Genomic DNA, 19,864 nt, shown 5'->3' with positions numbered 1-19,864 from the left:
GACTATTGGTGCGCCCGCGGACGTTGCGGTGCAGCATTGGATGCGCATACGTCGACCGACCGGTCGGGATTGCCGGCATCGCCTGCCATCAGACCATGAATACTGGATATTCGGGGTGCCCCTGTCATCGAGAACGTTTGCCAATCCGTTCTTGTCCGGTAATGATCGGTAAAAAGACGCTGCATTGCACACTGTATGTTTATTGCTAAGCTCGTACGAATGGCTTTCATCGCCATACGCGGGCCCACCCTATGCGCGTGCAGAACCGGCCAGCGTGCGTCGCCAGCCGATCGACGGTAATCCCCAACCTCACACCGACAATGCAGACAACCAACGACCCGCTTCCCGGCTGCGACGCACGGGAATCGATGGCCGCTATCGACCGCTATCGCGCCCCCGCGCTCGACAAGGGACTCGACATTCTCGAGCTCCTGGCCGAGCAGAAAGAAGGACTCACCCGCACTGAAATCACGAAGGAGCTCGGCCGAAACGCGAGCGAGATCTATCGGATGCTCGAACGCCTCGTCGCGCGCCGCTACGTGATGCGCTCGACCGGCGGCGATCGCTACACGCTCAGCCTCAAGCTGTTCGCGCTTGCGCACCGGCACCCGCCGATGAGCCGGCTGATAGCCGAAGCGCTGCCGCCGATGCAGCGCTTTGCCGATGCAGCCGAACAGTCGTGCCACCTGTCCGTCTACGATCGCGGCAACCTGCTCGTGATCGCCCAGGTCGACGGGCCTGGCCCGTGGGGCGTGTCGGTGCGGCTCGGCTCGCGCGTCGGGCTCGCCGATACGGCGTCGGGACGCGTGATGCTGGCGTTCCAGGGCCCCGAGCAGCGTGCGCACATGCTGACCGAGCATCGCAAGGTCAAGGGCGAGGCGCCGCTGAACGAGCAGGAACTCGCGTATGCGTGCCAGTCCATCCGGCAGGATGGCTACCTGCGCCAGGACAGCCGCCAGGCCTATGGCGTGACCGACCTGACCGCACCGATCCTCGGGCCGTCCGGCCATGCGATCGCGGTGCTGACCTGCCCGTACATGCGCCGGATCGATGCGCACGCGGCGCCTCCCGTCGACCTCGTCGTCGAAGGGCTGCGTGACACGGCCGCCCATCTGTCGATGGGCCGCACCGAGATCTGCTGACCCGCGGATTTTTCCACGAAACGCACCGGGCGCGGCGCGGCAGCGCCGGCCCCCGGTTGCGCGCGACGCCCGTGCGGTGCGCGATATGCGGTGTCATATCGTGCGCCCGCGGCGCTACGCTAAAATAGCGGCCCTCTCAAAAACTACGACGGCCGGTTGTCGCGGCCGTCGTGTCCGATGGATGTCATGGCCAAACTTCTGAACGATCAAGAATTCCAGCGTTTCTCCGAACTTCAGCAGAAGCAGGCAAGCTTCACGATCACGCCCGACGAAGCGGACGAGCTGCGCGATATCGTCGCGCGCGCGCAGCAGAAGCGCGACGATCGTGCTGCCGCAATGCAGACGATCGAAAACTACATCGAGCAGTTCGACATCACGCCTGACGAACTCTTCTCGCCCGAACAGATCGGCGACGCAGCCCGCACCTACGGGCTCATCACGGCGACCAAGAAGGAACGCACGCTGCCGCCGTCGATCACGTTCAACGGCAAGCCTTATCAATGGACCAAGACGCTTCCGGACGACGTGCGTGGCGCGCTGTTCGAAGCATTCACGGCCGGTGAGTCGGTCAAGCGCTTCATTGCGATGCCGAAAGATACCGCGCGCTGTGCGCTGACGATCGCCCGCCTCGAGCGCGAAACCGGTGCCGTCTATGCCGATCCGCACCTCGACGAACTCGCGATTTCTCGCGATCAGGTGAACGACGCGGCGTCGAAACTCGCCGCGTAAATGTGGCATCGGGCACGGTTCATGCGTGCCCGAACCCTCGCGCGACGCCCGCATTGGCTGGTGCCGCGCTCGCGGGAGCGGCCATCCGCCTGCTCCCGAAAAGTCTCACCTCAGCCTCCCGCAAGCACTCACCGACACCTCCCGGACAAGCTCACCCAACGCTCCCGAAGACGCTCACCAACGGCTCCCGAATGTCCTCACCGGATGCTCCCGCAAGCGCTCACCGATACGTCCTGGAAAGGCTCACCAGCGGCTCCCGCAAGGGCTCACCGGCTACTCCCGGGAAGGCTCACCGAACGCTCCCGTATCGGCTCACCACGTGTTCCCGGAAACGCTCACTTACCGCTCCCGAAAAATCTCACCTTTGCGATCGATCCGAATCGGCGAGGCCGGAATGCGGTGCTCGAAACGCTAGAACACATCGCGCGAAATGACCACGCGGGGCGGATAACGCGGTGCTCGGCAAATGCCTTCAGACGCTGTCTGGATCGGCGTGACAACCGGCTCGACAGGTTCAGGCGCCGCCTGCGAAAGTCTGCTCAAATATTTTGCATTCCTGAGTGAATACGTGCGTTACACGGTGAATGAATGGAGACATCCACCTGCATACGATGCCTCCTCGCTTCGCGCAGCCGACAGCCGCTACGGCTGCAACTTCATCCTGAAGCCCACGACACCAGGCTCCTCCGTGCTCGACACCGCAAAGCCGCACGACTTCGCGAGCGAGATCATCGCCGAATTCTCGCGCAGTGCCTCGCCGATCATCCAGGCGGTGCCGCGCGAGCGCGCGTAGTCGATGATGCGGGCCATCATCAGCCTGCCGAGCCCCTTGCCCTTTTGATCGGGGCGTACCGCGATCGCGAACTCCGCCGTCTCGTTGTCGGGATCGGCGACCGCGCGCGCCACCGCGAGCGTATGGTCGCGCCCCGACACATCGGTGAACGACACGATGAAAGCCATCTCACGGTCGTAATCGATCTGCGTCATGCGCGCCACCTGCGAGTGATCGAAGCTGCGCACCGCGCCGAAGAAACGCATCCGCAGATCGTCCGGCGTCATCGCGGCGAGCAGTTCGTTGTGCGCGGCCTCGTCTTCCGGGCGGATCGGGCGGATCGTCACCGTCTCGCCGCGCCACTCGAGCGTCTGTTCGAGGTGCCGCGGATACGGCATGATCGCGAGCCGGCTGCGCCCCGTGGCCAGCGTGATGCGCGGTGCGATCACGCGCGCGCCGTCGGACAGCACGCGCAGCGTGACCGACAGCGCGACAACTTCGCGCACGTCGCAGACGACCTGCGACAACGCCGTCAACGCGTCGAGCGTCGGCTCGACGGGCGTGCTGCGCGCATACGGCGAGCGCTCCATCACCGCGCGGGCAAGCACGGTGTTTAGCGGCGGCAGGCCGTAGACGACGAATGGCGCCGAGACGCCGTCCGCGGGCGGCACGGCATAGCGAAACACCGGACCGAAGTTCGAATCGTCGTACATGTCGACCGTGACATCGACAACCTTCTTGCCGGCCGGCTCGGAAGCCTGCTCGCCCTGCAGACCGAAATGGGACAGCCAGCGCAGCGCGGCATCGCCGGCCAGTTCATGCTGGCCGGCTTCGACCATCCGGCGCGCTTCCGCCAGCGCGGAAGCGACGCACTCGGCCGGCTGCGGCGGCGTGCCTTCGGGCGTCTGCATCAGCAGTTGCCGCCCGAGGTTGTAGTCGACGAGACGCGCATACGCGCGTGCGAGCCGCTGCGGTGTCGTATGCACGGGAATGCCGTTCGCGTGCAGCGCATCGCGCGTCGCGGCGTCGACGGCACCGAAGAAGCACGCGAGGATGCCGCGATGCGCGTACTGCCGCGAGTCGATCAGCGTGCGCGCGACCGAATCGGCCGGCGCACTGTGGGACGTCGAATGGACGACGAACAGCGTGCCCGTTTGCGGGAACGGCGCAAGCGCCTTGATCGCCGCGGCAAAGTGTTCGGGGCGTGCGTCGTCGCCCAGCGTCAGCGGATTGCCGGGCGCCGTGAGATGCGGCAGCGCGGCCGACACGGCCGACGTTGCCGCCGGCGACCAGTCGGCCAGCACGTCGCGCACTTCGGCGACCGCATCGACCGCGAGTTTCGCGACACCCGCATCGCTGGTGACGAGCGTCGCCGCGCCGCGCGCGGTCACGCGGCCGACGCCGAGCGTCTCGATCTCGTCGAGCAGATCGTCGAGCGCATCGACACGCACCATGCCCGCGCGCTGGAATGCCGCCGTATAGAGTGCGTCGCCGGGATCGGCGCGCCCGGTGCGCAACGCGAGGACCGGCTTGTTGCGTGCGGCCGCACGCGCGGCCGACATGAACTTGCGCGCGGCCCGCACGGTATCGAGTTCGAGCAGGATCGCGCGCGTGCCGGGATCGCTCGCCAGATAGTCGAGCACGTCGCCGGCGTCGACGTCGGACTCGCTGCCGAGCGCGACGACATGCGAAAAGCCGAGACCGCGCGCATCGGCCCAGCCGAGCACCGCGTTCGTCAGCGCATTCGATTGCGACACCCACGCGACGCCGCCCGATCGCGCCGTATAGGCCGGCGCACCGAAATGCGCATGCCGCGCGGGCGACAACACACCGAGGCTGCCGGGCCCGACGATACGGAGCACGAACGGCTTCGCCGCCTTCAACGTACGATCGACCGCGGCGCGATCGGCATCGGTGCGCGCCTCGCCGACGATCACCGCGACGCGCGTGCCGAGCTCCCCGAGCTTGCGCACGATGCCGGCCCAGGTCGCGGGCGGCGTGCAGATCACGGCAACCGACGGCGGCGCGGGCAGCCGGCCGACGTCCGGCACGACCGCATGGCCGTCGAGCTCGCGATACTTCGGATTGACGGGCCACACGGGCCCCTGGAACGCGCCGTCGAGCACGCGCGACCACACCATCGCGCCGATACTGCCCGCACGCGATGACGCGCCGACGACTGCAACGGACTTGGGCTGGAACAACGCATCGAGATGGCGAACGGTCACATCGGCTCCCTGCGGTGACGAAAGACGACACGATCGGCATGCGGCCCGAGAGACCGGGTGCCGATCGACGCGAATCCCAAGCATAGGCGAAGCGCATGCGACTGCCTATATGCCGAACGGCTGACTGTTCGACGAGCGTCAACGCTTGCACCATGGACCTGCAATACACGCGGCGACGCATCGCCGCACGACGCAGGCAACGCGGCACGACGCTGCGTCCGCTTCCTCAAAGGTGAGGATTTACAGGAGCCATGGTGAGACTCTTCGGGATTTGCACGACGCAGCACGCGAACACGCGAAAGGTGATGAGAATCCACGGCACGCATGCACCGCGAAAATCGCGAATGCCCATGCGCATGCGCTGCGCAATTGCACGGTTGTTTACGGGAATTCGCCGCGATATGCGGCCGGATCGCGGCGAATTCGCAAAACGGGATCCGTTAATTGCGCATCCATTCAACGGAGAAAATCGCTCGGCGACCGCACGAAAACAAAACGGTGCGATGACCGTAGGGTCATTCGCACCGTCAGTCGGCACACGAAAGGTGAGGATTTTCGGGAGTCAATCCTTGATCAGGAAACGTGCGCGGTTCTTGCCGAGCCAGGTCGGTGCCCGCCCGCGGCCGCTCCACGTTTCGCCGGTCTTCGGGTTCAGGTACTTCGGCGGCAACGACCGCTTCGGCTTCGCGGTCGCAGCAACGGCGGCCCCAATCGGACGAAAACCGAGCTCCTCGGGCGTAATGTCGTATTCCTCGATTTTCGCGCGAATTTCGGCAATCGCGTCGGCAATCGCCTTTTCACGTTCCTTGTCGATCTTTTGCTGAAGCCGTTCGAGCTGTGCGGACAGTTGCCTGTAGGTCGCCATATGGATGGGACTCCGTGAGTGTTATTCGTGAAAAATAGGTAACACCAAGCAAATGGAAAAGCGCTTCGCCCGATCGTGGTCTCCTCAGCCGGTCATTTCGGGATCAATAACCGCTTTTCTTCTTGCATGCGAAGAGAAGATTTCGTACGGCGTCATCGGTCGATTGCTGGATCACTTCGAAATCCCCGTTGCATATCGCGCGGGCGTTGTCCGTGCAGTTGCTCCAGTCGCTGCCGGTGCATTGCACCTGTGTCGTCGGGCGCCCGTCCGAAGTGAACAGCGGCGCGCTGCCGCCACACCCGCCAAGCCCCGCCACCAGAGCCAACAATGCAGCCGCCCGAGACCGCCGACAGACCGACGCAAGCATGTGTTTCATTGTTCTTCCCGTCAACCTTTTTTTGAATGTCGCGAGTATGCCATGCGCAGCCCTTCCACCGTCAGTTCGGCACCCGGTCCGGTTGCCCGCGCGCCTTGTACGGCAAGCTCCGGCGCGGATCTTCGGTGATGCGAACGAAAACCTGCTCGACGTCCGGCAGTGCCTCGAATTCGCGCTGCAGCGCCTGACGATCGAACGCAGTCTCCGCGCATCCTTCGACGTAGATGAAACGTCGCTGCACGGTGATCCACAGGCTCGTGCCGCGCAGGCGATCCGAGCCGGCGAAGTGCGCTTTCGCGGCATCGGCGATCGACGCGTCATACATATACGAGTTCGGCTTCGTGCAGCGGTGGGCGAGCCAGCAGGTCGTGCCGCGTTCGGCGCGGTAGTGCGCGTCGTCCGTCATCTCGGCCCGCGTCATCCATGGGCCGAGCGGCAACGGGCATTCGGCCACGTCCCGCGACAGCGCGATGAACGGATCGTTGTACCAGTTGCGCCGCGCCTCGGGCGCGTCGGCGTCGCCGGACTGCGCGAGCGCGGAAGTCGCCAGCAACATGGTCAGCCACCCTGCGATGCCGATCCGCCTCATCGTGATCTCCTGTTCGATGCTTCACGTCCGGCCGGATCGGCATCGCCGATCGGCCTACCGGTCGATGCCCAGCGCCGCCAGCTTCTTGTACAGCGTCGCGCGGCCGATCCCGATGCGCGCGGCCGCTTCGACGACCTTCCCGTCACAGGCCGCGAGCGCATCGGTCAGGAACTGGCGCTCCCACGCCGCCAACGCATCGGCATACGAAGCAGCCGGCGCACCGGGTACGCCGAACGCATCGCCCGCGCGCGGCTCGACAGGCATCGCGGCAACCCGCAGCGCAGGAGCCGCGCCGTCCGCCGAGACACGCACCGGCCCGAGGAACGGTGCGAGCGCACGCGCATCGATCACCGAACGATCCGACAGCATCAGTGCGCGCTCGAGCGTATTGCGCAACTCGCGCACGTTGCCGGGCCACGGATATGCACACAGCATCCGCAACGCGTCGTCGGTCAGTTCGCAGTGCGCGGCGCGTCCGTGCTGCGCGGCCAGTTCCTCGAGCGTCGCGTAGACGAGCGCCGCGATGTCGGACGCGCGCTCGCGCAGCGGCGGCGCATGAATCGTCAGCACGTTCAGCCGGTAATAGAGATCCGCGCGAAAGCGCCCGGCCGCGACGAGCGCCGGCAGGTCGGCCGACGTCGCGGCGATGATCCGGACATCCGCGCGCACGATCCGGTTCGAGCCGACCGGCTCGAACTCCTTGTCCTGCAGCACGCGCAGCAGCTTGCCCTGCAACGGCAGCGGCATATCGCCGATCTCGTCGAGGAACAGCGTGCCGCGATCGGCCAGCTCGAACTTGCCGACGCGCCCCTTGCGGTCGGCGCCCGTGTATGCGCCGGGCGCCGCGCCGAAGAATTCGGTTTCGAGCAGCGTATCGGGAATCGCGGCGACGTTGACGGTAACGAGCGGCTGAAGCGCACGCGCCGACGCCGCGTGAATCGCGTGCGCGAGCAGTTCCTTGCCGGTGCCCGTCTCGCCGAGCAGCAGCACCGGCGAATCGACCTGCGCGGCGCGCCGCGCCTGACGCTTGGTTTCGAGGCTCGCGGCACTCGTGCCGACGAAACTCGCGAACGTGTATTTCGCGCGGCGCGCCTGCGCGAGCGAACGCTGCGTCGCGATCAGCTGCTGCTGAAGCTGTGCATAGCGGGAAAAGATCGGCGTAAGCGTCTTCAGCTGGTCGAACAGCGCGAAGCCGATCGCGCCGACCGTCTCGCCGGCCTCGTTCTTCAGCGGCAGGCGCGTGACGACGAGCGGCTCGCGGCCCGTCTCCATGATGTCGAGCAGGATCGGCTGCCCGGTCGACACGACCTCGCGCATCAGGCTGTTCGGAATCACGGCTTCACAGTCGAGGCCGACGGCCTGCTGCGGATCGGCAAAGCCGAAGCGTGCCGCGTAGCGCTCGTTCATCCACACGACGCGCGCATCGCGATCGACGACCACCGTGCCCGCGCTCGAATCCTCGAAGGTGCGGAACAGCGACTCGGCGGCGCGCCGCAGCACGTCGCCGTAGTTGACGGGCAGGCGGGCCCAGTCGTTCATCATCGTGTCTTCGTCTCCGCGTATTTTCGACCGGATGTCTCCGGAACGAGACGGATTATCTCATTATGGAGACATGCCGCAATACGTTGTCCAGGAATGCCCTGCCCGATTTCACGGGCTGGCCGGACGGCCATATCGTCTCCAGGCGGAGACGTTTTATGTAGAATCGTCAGACATAGGCCGGCGCGGGCCCGCCGGCCTCCGGCGGACCCATGTCCGGCGGCGCAATCCGGCCGATGGCACGAAACCTGCACGAACCTGAGCCGGTCCGCGGCGCATCGCGCGATCGAACAACAACCAAAGCCATTAGGAGACTCCCCTTGTCTTTCGTGATCGTCCTCGCCGCGCTGGCGTTCCTGATGTTCGCCGCGTATCGCGGCTACAGCGTGATCCTGTTCGCGCCGATCGCCGCGCTCGGCGCGGTGCTCCTGACCGAACCCGCCGCCGTCGCACCGGTCTTCTCCGGCATCTTCATGGAGAAGATGGTCGGCTTCGTCAAACTGTATTTCCCGGTCTTCATGCTCGGCGCAGTGTTCGGCAAGGTGATCGAACTGTCCGGGTTCTCCGAGTCGATCGTCCACGCCGCGATCCGCTACATCGGCCGCTCGCGCGCGAATGCGGTGATCGTCGCGGTGTGTGCATTGCTCACCTATGGCGGCGTCTCGCTGTTCGTCGTGGTGTTCGCGGTCTATCCGTTCGCGGCCGAACTCTATCGCCAGAGCAACATCCCGAAGCGGCTGATGCCCGGCGCGATCGCACTCGGCGCGTTCTCGTTCACGATGGATTCGCTGCCCGGCACGCCGCAGATCCAGAACATCATCCCGACCACGTTCTTCAAGACGACCGCATGGGCCGCGCCCGCGCTCGGCACGATCGGCTCGCTGTTCATCATCGTCGTCGGCCTCTCGTATCTCGAATGGCGCCGCCGTTCGGCCATGGCGAAGGGCGAAGGCTACGGCACGTCGCTCGTCAACGAGCCGGAGCGCGTCGAGGCGACGTCGCTGCCGAATCCCGCGCTGGCGATCCTGCCGCTGATCCTCGTCGGCGTGTCGAACTTCGCGTTCACGAAGCTGATCCCGCAGTGGTACGGCGCCGCGTCGTACACGGTCGCGCCGGACGTGCTGCCGGGCGTGCATACGCCGGTCACGACGTCGATCAAGACCGTCGTCGCGATCTGGTCGGTCGAAGCCGCGCTGCTGCTCGGCATCGTGCTGGTCGTGCTGACCGCGTTCAAGCGCGTCAGCGACCGCTTCGCGGCCGGCTCGAAAGCCGCCGTCGGCGGCGCGCTGCTCGCCGCGATGAACACCGCGTCGGAATACGGCTTCGGCGGCGTGATCGCCGCACTGCCGGGCTTCCTCGTCGTCGGCGATGCGCTGAAGAGCATCCCGAACCCGCTCGTCAACGCAGCCGTGTCGGTCAGCTCGCTCGCCGGCATCACCGGTTCCGCGTCGGGCGGCATGAGCATCGCGCTCGCCGCGATGTCGGACCTGTTCATCAAGGGCGCACAGGCCGCCAACATCCCGATGGACGTGCTGCACCGGGTCGTCGCGATGGCCAGCGGCGGCATGGACACGCTGCCGCACAACGGCGCCGTCATCACGCTGCTCGCGGTCACGGGCCTCACGCACCGCGAGTCGTATCGCGACATCTTCGCGGTCACCGTCATCAAGACGCTCGCGGTGTTCTTCGTGATCGCCGTGTACTACGCGACGGGGCTCGTGTAAGTGCCTGCCTGAGGCGGCACTCGTACGCCGCCTCCCGCCTCATCTGCGCGTCAGGCTCGGACCGCATGCGAACCGGAACGGAATCCGGAATTCGCATCCGGTCCGATTTCATTTCCCCGCTCGCGAACCTTGTCGAATCCGTACCGCCAGGCGCCTGCGCAGCGCCCGCGACGCCATCCGCCATCCGCCATCCGGCATCCGGCATCCGCCTCCGCCTCCGCCTCCGCCTCCGCCTCCGCCTCCGCCTCCGCGCAACCATTGTTGCCCGCAACAAAACACTGCGTTGGGCGCGATCGCATTTTTCGCGCGCGTGCCCCGGCCTACACTGGGTTCAACGTCGCACGGCGCTTCGATGAACGAAGTGCAGCGATTCACCGGAATCCTGGAGGTCCCGATCATGAAGCGCCTGATCCAAGCCGTTGCCATTGCCCTCGCCATCTCGGCCCCGCTCGCCGCGCAAGCCCAGTCGAACCAGCCGCTGACGCGCGCGCAGGTCCGCGCCGAAGTCAAGGCGCTGAAGCAGGCCGGCTTCCAGTCGAGCGACTGGTTCTACCCCGCCAGCATCGTTTCCGCCGAAGCGAAAATCGCCCGCCAGCACGACGCCGGATACGGCAGCGATCGCGGCGCGTCGTCGGAGTCGGGCCAGTAATCCCGCGTCCGGCCCGCCCGACGATGCATCCCTGCGACGTTACGCCTTCACGGGCTGGATCAGCTTGGCGCACGCCGCTGCCTGCGGATCGCCTGCGGGCAGTTTTCCGCATACGCCGTCGAACTGCTTGACCACCGACTTGACCGACGCATCGTGCGCGCCGCTGCCGCGCCAGCGGTTCAGTTGCGTGACGACCTTGGTCAACGCGCGCAGGTTCGCGCCGTAGAACGCGTCGCGGGTCTTGTCGGCCTGCGCGAGCACACTCGCGGCAATTCCTTCGATACGTGCCGAATCGTCCGGCGCCAGTTGGACCGCATTCGCAAAGTAGGTGGCGCCCCAGCGCAGCTTCGTCGCCGGCCCGCTCGCCGCGTCGTATGCCTTGCGATACCAGTCGAGCGCGGCGGCCTTGTCGCCGCGCGCCTTCGCATTCGCGGCCAGCCCCGACATGAAGTAGTACGGCGTGGACGAACGCGGCAGCTCGGCCTTCAGCAACGCATCCGACTCGTCGTACAGCCCCGCGTCGGTCAGCGTGTCCGCGCCTTCGCTGACGAGCGCCTGCCGCTCGTACGCGTTCGCCGCTTGCTGCACCGATGCGGCGATTTGCTTGCGCGCGGTATCGGCCAGCGCCGGCGCGGCGAGCGGCGCGCCCTTGCTCGCGTCGCCGTGCGCGAGCAGCACGCGACCGTGCAATGCCATCAGCCGATCGATCGACGACAGCGTCGTGTCGGTCGACAGGCGCGCGAGTGCAGCGTCGTACGCGCTGCGCAACGTCGCACGCTGTGCGTCGCCGCTGCCGAGATACGCGACCACGCGCGCGGGCGCCGCGACCAGCACGTCCGAATCGGCCCGCGACAGCGCCCGATCGTGCAACACGGTACGCAGCGAATCGGCGAGCGCCGCCTTGTCGAGCGCACCAGCCTGCGCCGGATCGTCCGACGCGGCGACCACCGCCGACTTCAACGCGAAGCGTGCCGCCTCGGCCTTCGCGCCGGCCGCCCGCGCACGTTGCGCGAGCGACTGCAGCGTCTCGGCGACGCGATCGGCCGGCACCGGCAGTGCGCCATCCGTATCCCACGAATAGTCGGCCAGCAGGCGCCATTCGTCCGGCGTCAGCGACGCGCCGTTCTTCAGCGCCGTCGCCAGCGTCTGCCGCACCGGATGCGCGGCCGTCATCCCGAGCGACAGCGCCTGCATGTAGCGGTCGAGATCGGCTTCGCCCGGCAGCCGCGTCACCTCGGTGCCGTCGGGGCGGAACAGGATCATCGTCGGATAGCCGTGCACCTTGAAACGCTCGCCGAGCTTCTGTGCGCTTTCGGTATCGCCGTCGAGATACACGGGCACGAAGAACGACGAGCGCGTCTTGAAGGCCTGCTGGCTGAAGATCGTCGACTTCACCTGGTTGCACGACGGGCACCACACCGCGCCCCAGTACAGCAGCAGCGGCTTGCCGGTGCGCTTCGCGAGCGCGAACGCGGCGTCGACGTCGCCGTGCTGCCACGCGATGCCGGGCGGCAGGTGCGCACCGTCGGGCGAGGCACTCGCCAGCGGGGCGGCGGCGGGCGTGGCGGCGGCAAACGCCGCACCCGCGGCGGCAGCGAACAGGCAGGCGGCAGTCAGATTCCGGAGAACGGTTTTCATCGAAGCGGGTTCCGTTGAAGGAGGCGGTTGCGGGACAGTGCGGCGCGCGAGACGACGGCCGGGAAGCGATGACGATGAAGCTGGCCAGCGTGCGACGCCGCGCATGCATCGAGTCGGAATAGCGAACGCCGGCCGAAGCGGCCGGCAAATCATTCAACGATACGACGGGTACAGCCGGTGGAAAACGAACGAATTCTCGAATGAATATGACGCGCGCTATCGCGGCCGCATGTGCCGTCGCGTGCGCGTCTGAAGGCCTTTCACTGCCGTGCCTTGACCCGCGCCATGTGATACACGGACGCGTGCACGCCGTCGCGCAACGCGTAGCCCGGCGATTCGCCTTCGATCCGGAAACCGTGCTTCTCGTAGAGCGCGATCGCCGCCCGGTTGTCGGTGAATACGGTCAGCTCGAGACGCGTGAGGTTCAGCCAGTTTTCCGCGAGGTCGATCGCGGCCGCAAGCAGCCGGCTGCCGATGCCGTGCCCGTGACGAGCCGCGTCGACCATCATGCCGAGCCCCGCTGCATGGCGCCGGCGCGGATTCGGCTCGAATTGCAGGCCGAGATGGCCAACGACCGTGCCGTCGATTTCGGCGACGAGGCTCACGCCGCGCTCATGCACGTTCTCGATGCGCTTCTGCCATTTTTCGAGCGACGGAAACGGATACTGCAACGTATTGCCGTACACCGCGGGATGCGCGGCGATGTGCCGGATCGCGTCGACGTCGTGCGTCTCGCTGTGCCGGATCGTGATGTCGGTCATGGGTAGGCCGGTTCCGAAAAATCGCGCTGAAGGCGCGGACTGCGCATGGGCGCAGCAACGTGTCGAGCTTATCCGATTTCACGCATTTGAAACATGGGCGTCACGCTCGCGCATCACGTTGCACCCGCAACGAACGTGGCAAGGAGAGTCGAACGGAATCCGGACGATGGCCGCTGCCTTCGCGCGACACCGCGTGTCGAACGCGATGCGCGCACCTCCTCCACCGCGGCTGCGCAACGACGGCGGCGGCGACGGCACGGTGCGAAGTCGATCCCGGTCTACGGCCCGCTCGCCGGCAACCGCGGCAACGACGATCATGGTCATGGCCACGGCAACGAGGACGGCAACAGCCTGGGTCGCGGCCACGGTACCGGTCCCACGTGGACCGTCACGGTACGCGCCGGCGACCGGGCCGAGCTGCACCGGAAACGCGACTCGACCGGCCACTGGTACGACTTCATCGTCACTGCCGACAGCGACGCGAGCTTCTCGCGCCGCGTGGCCGGCGCGTCGAAACCGGCCGCCACTCGGTCGGCGCCCCGGCGATGGGTCTGGCCGCACCACGGCGACACGCTTCGCCCAGCGTGTCGCCACCCGCGCCGGTGCAACCGCGCACGCCGCTCAAGCGCCGGCCGCGGCTGTGGCCGATCCGGCTGAAACGCCCGCCCGGCGCGGCTCAAACATCAGAAGGATCGGTGGTGCAGCCCTCATTTCACCGCACGAAAATGCTCCGTACCGCGGCCCGTTCGCGTTAAACTGCGTCAAGCTGTAGTCAACAAAGACATCTTTGCCTTTACGGCATCCACGACACGATACGAGGATAGGTTCGATGCGCACTACCGGCTCATCCGGGGCAATGACCCTGCTCACCGAACACGACCCGGCCGACGGCCGCGAACTGCGCTCGCTCCGGCTGGAAGCAACGGGCGACGGCAAAAGCGTGCTGCTGATCGAGATCGACGAACGCAAACCCGGCATCCACCGCGAGGTCCGCTACGAGATCACGCCGGCCGAACTGATCGCGGCGATCCGCTCGCACGGCGCCGAGCTGCCCGGCGAAAACCACGGTGCCGCGTCGCTCGCCCGCACCCCCTCCTGATCCTGATCGGTGAGCCGCGCGCAGCGCGCCGGCTCACCGGTATCGCCCTGCCGCCGTCAGGCGCTTTGCGTCATTCCCGCCGTTGTCTTGAAAAAGGCCGATAATCGGCCCATCTGCGTTTCCTGCCCACGCGTTTCCTTTTCGGCCAGCCGTCATGCTCCTACGTGACCTCGTCGCCCAGTACGGGCCGCTTCTCGTGTTCGCCAACGTGCTCGCGGCGGCCATCGGCCTGCCGGTGCCCGCGATGCCGACGCTCGTGCTGTTCGGCGCGATGTCCGCGATGCACCCGGCGATGATCGGGTCGCAGCTCGTGACGGTGGTGGCGCTGTCGGTGCTCGGCGCGCTGATCGGCGACACCGTCTGGTACGTCGCGGGGCGCCGTTACGGCGGCACGACGCTGAAGACGATCTGCCGGCTGTCGCTGTCGCGCGATACCTGCGTGCGCAAGACCGAGCGCTTCTTCGGCCGCTACGGCGTGCGCGTGCTCGCGGTCGCACGCTTCATTCCGGGCTTGTCGCTGGTGTCGGTGCCGATGGCCGGCGCGCTCGGCACGCGCTATCGCACGTTCGCCGGCTACGACGCGCTCGGCGCCGCGCTGTGGACGATCGTCGGGCTGATCGCCGGCCTCGTGTTCTACCGGCAGATCGACTGGCTGTTCGCCGGCGCGAGCCATCTCGGCCGCGCGGTGCTGCTGGTCATCGTCGCGCTGCTGGCGATCTATGCGGCCGTGCGCTGGATGCGCCGCCGCGCGCTGATCCGCCAGCTCGCGAACGCGCGGATCGGCGTCGACGAACTCGACGTGCTGCTGCGCGACACCGCCGCGCCGGTGGTGCTCGACGTGCGCTCGCCCGAGCACCGCAAGCTCGACCCGTTCACGATTCCCGGTGCGCAATTCGCCGACGAGCGGCAGATCGGCGACATCGTCGCGCGCTATCCGCTGTCGCAGAAATTCGTCGTGTATTGCTCGTGCCCGAACGAAGTGACGGCCGCGCTGATGGCGAAGCGCCTGCTCGACGCAGGCTTCACCGATGCGCTCGCGCTGCGCGGCGGCCTCGACGCCTGGCGCGATACGGGCCGCCAGCTCACGGCGCTCGTGGAAGAGATGCCCGCCGCGAACGATCCCGTCGCGGGGCTGCACAAGCCGGCCTGACCGCACTGCGGGCCGGCCGGCTGCGCGATGCGGGGGAGCCGCCGTCCCCCTTCGATCAGAACGCGTGCAGCGGCAGGTTCACGACCAGGCGGTACTCGCGGTTCGTCGCGTCCGAGTAGTGAGCCGAACCGTTGTGCCACATCGCGATGAACGTGACCTTCGTATCCTTCAGCTTGCCGCTCTGGAACGTGTACGACGGGATGAAGCCGAACTCGTGGTGACGGCCCTGCACCGGCGCGCCGTTGGCCCAGTAGATGCTCGACTTGCTCGGGTCGTTGGCCGCGCCCGCGCTGCCGTCCGCACCCCAGCCCGTCACGCCCCAGACCATCGCCTTGAAGCCCGGCAGGCCCGCTTCCTTGCCGTAGAACGTGTAACGCAGCTGCAGCGACTTTTCGTGCGGCGCGTTGTAGTCGACGTCCATCGAGTTGGTCAGGAAGATGCCGTTCGTTTCGTTCAGGTAGTCGAAGAACTGATCGCCGAGCACCTGCTGGAAGCCGAGCAGCAGTTCGTGCGGGCCGTGCTGCGCGGCCACCGACAGGCTGTAGGCGTTGTTGTCGATCTTGCCCTGCCGCGCGTCGCCCGTGTCGTGCGTCGAGTAGACGTTGCCGAAGCCGGTCCACTTGATCGTCTGCGGGCTGCCGATGCTGTGCTTCACCGACGCGTAGTACTGGTGCCACACGTCGTCGGCCTGGTTCGCGTACAGCGCGACTTCGCCGTTCGGCGAGTAGTCCCACGTGCCGCCGACATACGTCAGGCGATCGATGCGCGTGCCGCCGTACTGCGTCGTCAGGTTGGTGAGCGTCGTGTGACCGCGCGCGTCGGTCTTCGTGAAGCTGCCGGCCTCGAGCATCACGTTCTTGAATTCATTGCTGACGATCGTCGCACCGAGGAACGTCGGCGGCAGCGCACGGTTGTCGTGCTGCTCCATGAACGGGTTGTCGACGGCCTGCAGACCGTACTTGACCACCGTGTTCGAGATCCGCGCCTTGATGTCGTAGATGCCGGGGTATGCCCACGCGAGCTGGTTGCCGCCGCCGCCGCCCTTCGCGATGTGCACCATGCTGCCGGCGCCCTGGCCGCCGTCGAGCTTCAGTGCCGCATACAGCGATGCGTCGAAGCCGATGCCGATCAGGCCCGTCGTAAAGCCCGACTCGAAGTTTGCCATCGCACCCTGGACCCACGCGTGGCGATGCGGCCCGCCCTTGCTGTCGAGCACGTCCGAGTAGTTGCGGAACAGGAAGTTGAGATGGCTGTCGGCAATGAAGCCGTTCGACTTCGACTGCGCCGACGGCTCGTCCGGCGGCGTGACGGCCTGGTTCGCTTCGGCGTTGATGATGGCGTTCGGGGTCGACGCCTGCGCAACGGTCGCGGCCGGTGCGGCCTGCGCGACCGTCAGCGGCGCGGGCGCCGCATCGTCGGCGTGCGCCACGCCCGTCAGCGAGACGCCGGCGAGTGCCGGCAGTCCCCATGCAAGCAGCATCTTCGATGCCGTCCCGATCGTCTTCTGTTTTTTCATCGTCATTCTCGTCTTGTTTGATATCCGTCCACGCCGGTCGCGATCCGCTCCCGGCCCCCCGGCACGCCCGGCTAAGGACGCGCCTGTACCCGCGACGCGAAGATCATTCGCGCCGCCACTGCCCCTGTTGACCTGCCTGGTTTTATTTGCCGAGTTACTTCACATCACGCCGCGCCCGCGCGGATACACGCGACACGTGCAGCCGACCCCTGCCGCACTTCCGGCAGCGGCACGTCCTGCGCGCACGCGTCGATCGCGACCGGGCAGCGCGTGCGAAACGCGCAGCCGGACGGCGGGTTGAGCGGCGAGGGCATCTCGCCCGCCAGCAGCATCGGACGGCGAGCACGCTCGCGCGCCGGCTCCGGCGTCGGCGCCGCATCGAGCAGCGCCTTCGTGTACGGGTGCTGCGGCACGCCGTACACGTCATGCCGCGTGCCGAACTCCATCACGCGGCCGAGATACATCACGAGCACACGCTGGCTGATCGCCTTCACCACGGCGAGATCGTGTGCAACGAACAGATAGGACAACGACAGTTCGCGCTGCAGGTCGCGCAGCAGGTTCACGATCTGCGCCTGGATCGACACGTCGAGCGCCGACACCGGTTCATCGCAGATCACGAGCTTCGGCTCGCCGATCAGTGCCCGTGCGATACCGACGCGCTGGCACTGCCCGCCGGAAAATTCATGGGGATAACGCAGCAGGTGATGCGCGTTCAGGCCGACGCGTTCGAGCATCGTGACCACGCGGCGGCGCACTTCGGTACGGCCGAGGCCCGCCTGGTGCGTGACGATCGGCTCGGCCACGACCTGTTCGATCGTCATGCGCGGGTCGAGCGACGCGAGCGGATCCTGGAAGATCATCTGCACTTCGCGCCGCATCGCGTTGCCGCGCAGGTGATCGGGCGCGACGGCTTCGCCGCGCCATTTCACCGAGCCGGCCGTCATCGGCACGAGGCCGATCAGCGCGCGCGCAAGCGTCGACTTCCCGCAGCCCGATTCGCCGACGAGCCCGACCGTCTCGCCGCGCTTCACGTCGAACGACACACCGTCGACCGCGCGCAGCGTGCCCTTCGGCGACCACGGATAGCCGCCGAGCGGCACGCGGAAATGCACCTTCAGATTGTCGACGGACAGCAGCGTGTCGTTCGTCGCGCCGGCATCGCGGCGTTCATTGACGCTCATCGCAGACCTCCCGTCAGATCGGCCACCGGGCGGTGGCATGCGCGCACCGCGCCCACGGCGCCATAGGTTTCGAGCGCGGGGCGCGCCGTGCCGCAGCGTTCTTCCGCATACGTGCAGCGCTTCGCGAACGCGCAGCCGGCCGGCGCGGTGCCGGGCATCGGCGGATTGCCGGGAATCGCGACGAGCGGCGCGTCGTCGGCGTCGGTCAGGCGCGGCAGCGCATTGAGCAGGCCGATCGTGTACGGATGCGACGGCGCCGCGAAGATCGATTCGGCCGGCGCGTATTCGACGGTGCGCCCCGAGTACATGACCATCACGTCGTCCGCGAGGCCGGCGACCACGCCCATGTCGTGCGTGATCAGCACGATCGCGGTGCCGCGCTCGCGGTTCAGTTCGCGCAGCAGGTCGATGATCTGCGCCTGCACGGTCACGTCGAGCGCGGTGGTCGGCTCGTCGGCGATCAGGATTTCCGGCTCGGACAGCAGCGCCATCGCGATCATCACGCGCTGGCGCATGCCGCCCGAGAACTCGTGCGGATACATGCGGATGCGCCGCGCCGCGTCGGGAATGCGCACCGATTCGAGCGCCTCGATCGCGCGCTTCGTCGCTTCCTTGCGCGACAGCTTGCGATGCAGTTGCAGCGTCTCGGTCATCTGCCGCTCGATCGTCAGGAACGGATTGAGCGACGTCATCGGATCCTGGAAGATCATCGCGATCCGGTCGCCGCGCACCGCGTTCAGCGCGCGCGTGTCCATGTCGAGCAGGTTGTCGCCGCGGTAGCGCGCGGCGCCGGTCGTCGTGCCGTTGCCGGCCAGCAGGCCGAGCAGCGCCATCACGGTCTGGCTCTTGCCCGAACCCGATTCGCCGACGATGCCGAGCGTCTTGCCGGCTTCGAGCGAGAACGACACGCCGCTCACGGCGTCGATCGGCGGTGCGTCCTTGCGCGTGAAGCGCACGCCGAGATTTTCTACTTCGAGTAGTGCAGCCATCTCAACGATCCTTCGGGTCAAGCGCGTCCCGCAGGCCGTCGCCGACGAAATTCACGCAGTAAAGCGTCACGCACAGCATCACGGCCGGGGCCAGCAGCAGCCACGGCATCGATTCCAGTTTCTGCGCGCCGTCCTGGATCAGCACGCCCCAGCTCGTCATCGGCTCCTGCACGCCGAGGCCGAGGAACGACAGCACCGATTCGGTCAGCACGATGCCCGGCACCGAGACCGTCGCGTACACGACGACCACGCCGAGCAGGTTCGGCACGACGTGGCGCCGCACGATCGTGGCCGGCGTCACGCCGATCGCGCGCGCCGCATCGACGAACTCGCGGTTGCGCAGCGACAGCGTCTGGCCGCGCACGACGCGCGCCATGTCGATCCACGAGAACGCGCTGATGGTCAGCACGACCAGCATGAACGAGCGGCCGAACAGGGTCATCATCAGGATCGCGATCAGCAGGTACGGGATCGCGTACATCATGTCGACGACGCGCATCATCACGGAGTCGACGCGGCCGCCCGCGAAGCCCGCGGTCGCGCCCCACGCGACGCCGAACAGGCCGGACACGAGCGTGCCGAGCACACCGACCTCGATCGACACGCGGCCGCCGATCAGCGTGCGCACGAGCAGGTCGCGGCCAAGCTCGTCGGTGCCGAACCAGTGCTGGTTCGCCCAGGTCGGCGGCAGGCTGATCGCGCCCCAGTCGCTCGCGGCGGGATCGGCCGCAAGCAGCCACGGGCCGACGAAGCAGGCGAGCGTGACGAGCGCCAGCAGCACGAGGCTGAACACGGCCGCGCGGTTGTGAAGGAAGCGCGCCATCGCGAGCGCGAGCGGCGAGCGCGAACGGGGCGGCGAATCGGTCTGCACGGGCAGGCCGACGACGGGAGTAGTCGGAGTCATCGCGGTGCCT

The 19,864-nt window shown here is 67.1% G+C and carries 17 protein-coding genes and 1 pseudogene; 7 read left to right on the top strand and 11 right to left on the bottom strand.

Annotated features, from left to right (window positions below; all coding sequences use genetic code 11):
- Positions 1-320: 320 nt before the first annotated feature.
- Both AC5LXX_RS17005 and AC5LXX_RS17000 read left to right on the top strand, forming a co-directional pair.
- On the top strand, positions 321-1,142 hold the full coding sequence (locus AC5LXX_RS17005) for an IclR family transcriptional regulator (protein ID WP_124450923.1): 822 nt from the start codon (positions 321-323) through the stop codon (positions 1,140-1,142).
- Positions 1,143-1,319: 177 nt separating this feature from the next.
- Entirely contained in the window at positions 1,320-1,871 is a 552-nt protein-coding gene (locus tag AC5LXX_RS17000) for a hypothetical protein (RefSeq protein ID WP_493404462.1), read from the top strand.
- Positions 1,872-2,513: 642 nt separating this feature from the next.
- Here the strand turns inward: AC5LXX_RS17000 and AC5LXX_RS16995 are convergent.
- The 5 genes from AC5LXX_RS16995 to AC5LXX_RS16975 form a co-directional block, all read right to left on the bottom strand.
- The gene (locus tag AC5LXX_RS16995) at positions 2,514-4,871 is read right to left on the bottom strand and encodes a GNAT family N-acetyltransferase (RefSeq protein ID WP_493412352.1); all 2,358 of its coding nucleotides are present in this window, start codon (positions 4,869-4,871) and stop codon (positions 2,514-2,516) included.
- Between the two features lie 562 nt (positions 4,872-5,433).
- On the bottom strand, positions 5,434-5,736 hold the full coding sequence (locus AC5LXX_RS16990) for an H-NS histone family protein (protein WP_493404460.1): 303 nt from the start codon (positions 5,734-5,736) through the stop codon (positions 5,434-5,436).
- Positions 5,737-5,839: 103 nt separating this feature from the next.
- Positions 5,840-6,112, bottom strand: coding sequence for a hypothetical protein (locus AC5LXX_RS16985; RefSeq protein ID WP_124450915.1), 273 nt, complete (start codon positions 6,110-6,112; stop codon positions 5,840-5,842).
- A gap of 61 nt (positions 6,113-6,173) precedes the next feature.
- Positions 6,174-6,701, bottom strand: a complete 528-nt coding sequence (locus AC5LXX_RS16980; RefSeq protein ID WP_493412351.1) for a BON domain-containing protein — start codon at positions 6,699-6,701, stop codon at positions 6,174-6,176.
- A 54-nt stretch (positions 6,702-6,755) separates the two neighbouring features.
- Positions 6,756-8,243 (bottom strand): sigma-54 interaction domain-containing protein, encoded by a 1,488-nt coding sequence (locus AC5LXX_RS16975; RefSeq protein ID WP_493412350.1) that lies wholly within the window; start codon positions 8,241-8,243, stop codon positions 6,756-6,758.
- Positions 8,244-8,560: 317 nt separating this feature from the next.
- On the opposite strand from AC5LXX_RS16975, the gene AC5LXX_RS16970 reads away from it, so the two are divergent.
- Together AC5LXX_RS16970 and AC5LXX_RS16965 are read left to right on the top strand one after the other, a co-directional pair.
- Entirely contained in the window at positions 8,561-9,964 is a 1,404-nt protein-coding gene (locus AC5LXX_RS16970; RefSeq protein WP_493412349.1) for a GntP family permease, read from the top strand.
- A 397-nt stretch (positions 9,965-10,361) separates the two neighbouring features.
- Positions 10,362-10,613 carry a DUF4148 domain-containing protein gene (locus AC5LXX_RS16965; RefSeq protein WP_493405595.1) on the top strand — a complete coding sequence of 84 codons (252 nt, stop codon included), beginning with the start codon at positions 10,362-10,364 and terminating at the stop codon, positions 10,611-10,613.
- A 39-nt stretch (positions 10,614-10,652) separates the two neighbouring features.
- Here AC5LXX_RS16965 and AC5LXX_RS16960 read toward each other — a convergent pair whose 3' ends face one another.
- Together AC5LXX_RS16960 and AC5LXX_RS16955 are read right to left on the bottom strand one after the other, a co-directional pair.
- The gene (locus tag AC5LXX_RS16960; RefSeq protein ID WP_493412348.1) at positions 10,653-12,251 is read right to left on the bottom strand and encodes a thioredoxin family protein; all 1,599 of its coding nucleotides are present in this window, start codon (positions 12,249-12,251) and stop codon (positions 10,653-10,655) included.
- 260 nt (positions 12,252-12,511) lie between these two features.
- Complete coding sequence (locus tag AC5LXX_RS16955) at positions 12,512-13,012, bottom strand: GNAT family N-acetyltransferase (RefSeq protein ID WP_493412347.1); 501 nt, start codon at positions 13,010-13,012, stop codon at positions 12,512-12,514.
- A gap of 226 nt (positions 13,013-13,238) precedes the next feature.
- Between AC5LXX_RS16955 and AC5LXX_RS16950 the strand changes: the two are divergent.
- The 3 genes and pseudogenes from AC5LXX_RS16950 to AC5LXX_RS16940 all read left to right on the top strand — a co-directional run.
- Positions 13,239-13,569, top strand: a pseudogene (locus AC5LXX_RS16950) (phospholipase domain-containing protein); the annotation flags it as partial.
- Between the two features lie 272 nt (positions 13,570-13,841).
- Positions 13,842-14,111, top strand: coding sequence for a hypothetical protein (locus tag AC5LXX_RS16945; protein ID WP_012493620.1), 270 nt, complete (start codon positions 13,842-13,844; stop codon positions 14,109-14,111).
- 154 nt (positions 14,112-14,265) lie between these two features.
- A complete protein-coding gene (locus AC5LXX_RS16940; protein ID WP_493412346.1) occupies positions 14,266-15,261 on the top strand; it encodes a DedA family protein/thiosulfate sulfurtransferase GlpE in 996 nt (331 codons plus the stop codon).
- A 55-nt stretch (positions 15,262-15,316) separates the two neighbouring features.
- Here AC5LXX_RS16940 and AC5LXX_RS16935 read toward each other — a convergent pair whose 3' ends face one another.
- The 4 genes from AC5LXX_RS16935 to AC5LXX_RS16920 form a co-directional block, all read right to left on the bottom strand.
- Positions 15,317-16,777: an OprD family outer membrane porin gene (locus AC5LXX_RS16935; protein ID WP_124450898.1), complete on the bottom strand. Its 1,461-nt coding sequence runs from the start codon at positions 16,775-16,777 to the stop codon at positions 15,317-15,319.
- Positions 16,778-16,941: 164 nt separating this feature from the next.
- Positions 16,942-17,961: an ABC transporter ATP-binding protein gene (locus AC5LXX_RS16930; RefSeq protein ID WP_493412345.1), complete on the bottom strand. Its 1,020-nt coding sequence runs from the start codon at positions 17,959-17,961 to the stop codon at positions 16,942-16,944.
- Entirely contained in the window at positions 17,958-18,950 is a 993-nt protein-coding gene (locus AC5LXX_RS16925) for an ABC transporter ATP-binding protein (protein ID WP_124450894.1), read from the bottom strand. The genes AC5LXX_RS16930 and AC5LXX_RS16925 overlap by 4 nt, the downstream gene beginning before the upstream one ends.
- Position 18,951: 1 nt before the next feature.
- Positions 18,952-19,854, bottom strand: coding sequence for an ABC transporter permease (locus AC5LXX_RS16920; protein WP_124450892.1), 903 nt, complete (start codon positions 19,852-19,854; stop codon positions 18,952-18,954).
- Positions 19,855-19,864 lie beyond the last annotated feature (10 nt).

This window comes from Burkholderia torrens, assembly GCF_984668525.1.
Note: the sequence above shows the minus strand (reverse complement) of the source record. Positions and strands in the feature narration are given on the sequence as shown.